Origin of the sequence: Gilliamella sp. B2717 (genome assembly GCF_026536675.1) — a bacterium.
In the GTDB taxonomy this organism is placed as follows: Bacteria; Pseudomonadota; Gammaproteobacteria; order Enterobacterales; family Orbaceae; genus Gilliamella; species Gilliamella apicola_I.
Genome location: NZ_JAFNNQ010000005.1, coordinates 1 through 1,157, shown reverse-complemented (window position 1 = coordinate 1,157; position 1,157 = coordinate 1). Strand labels below are relative to the sequence as shown.

The 1,157-nt window shown below is 39.3% G+C and carries 1 protein-coding gene; it reads left to right on the top strand.

Annotation, left to right across the window (positions count from 1 at the left end):
* Positions 1-295: 295 nt before the first annotated feature.
* A complete protein-coding gene (locus J3U35_RS02085) occupies positions 296-1,015 on the top strand; it encodes a tetratricopeptide repeat protein (protein WP_267359218.1) in 720 nt (239 codons plus the stop codon).
* The last annotated feature ends 142 nt before the right edge of the window (positions 1,016-1,157 follow it).

Here is a 1,157-nt window from a genome sequence, read left to right as displayed (position 1 = left end):
GTGACGAGTTTAATAATTTTCCGGTTGCGTTAGCGTGGTTTGAAAAAGCCGCTGCGCAGGGCAATCTTGATGCACAAAACAGTATCGGTTATATCTATGAAAATNCATCGGGCGGTCAGCCACCCCGTCAATACATGTTTGATGAAAACGGAAAAAACATTGACCCCGAACTGCCGTATATCAAAGCCCGCTTTGCGCCTTATGAGTTTAGTNCTACCGGTTGAAACCTATCCCCGTGCTATTTACCCCATAACCGAGTACGGACAAGGGGTTGAACCCGATTTAACTAAAGCCATTGCATGGTATCAAAAAGCGGCTGNACAAAGGTCATGCCCTTGCGCAAACCAATTTGGCCTATTTTTATCTGTTTGGTATTGGGGTGGATAAAGATGAAAAACGTGCTTTTGAACTCTATCAACAAGCCGCCAAACAAAATTGTGCCCCAGCCTTAAAATCATTGGCGTTTATGTATATGCAAGGGTTGGGTACAAAGCCGGATGTCCCTAAAGCCTTCGCTAGTTTACAGCAAGCTTATCAAATATTACCCAATGATAATTTATGGCATGCGATTGAGCGTATGGCAAACGAGAAAAATTACCGAATATACCCCTTAAAAATAACGGTCGATTACCATAAAATAATATATCGGAAAAAATTTAGCTATGAAGATTCGAGTGATGAAGACTATATTGCGGAACGATTAAAATTTTTCAAACGCACTTATCAATTAAATTTTACAGATGCCATCGGCTCTTTGTATAATTGGCCTAGACCAACCTGGTCAATTGTGTTAGGTGAAACTATTGGTGAAATTACCCCTTTAAAAGAGCGCTATTTAACAAAAATGGCAATTCAAGGTGATTACGCAATCATGCGTTTTCTAAGTTATTATTATAAAGGAGAAGTAAAGAATATTGAACAAGCACAACTGTGGCGTAAATATGCTATTACAATGGGTGAGTTGCCTTCAGAACATTACTGGCCAAACTACCCACCGTTGAGTAACATAAAATAAAAGGGCAATCAAACCCTTTTATGCCCCTATTTCCTCTATTTTAACCACTTATGCGCAATATTTTGTATTTCAAGCAAAATCGTTTGGTAATGTTGCCTTAAACCGTCAATGGTTTCTTTATCCATTTCGGCAATATTGACGC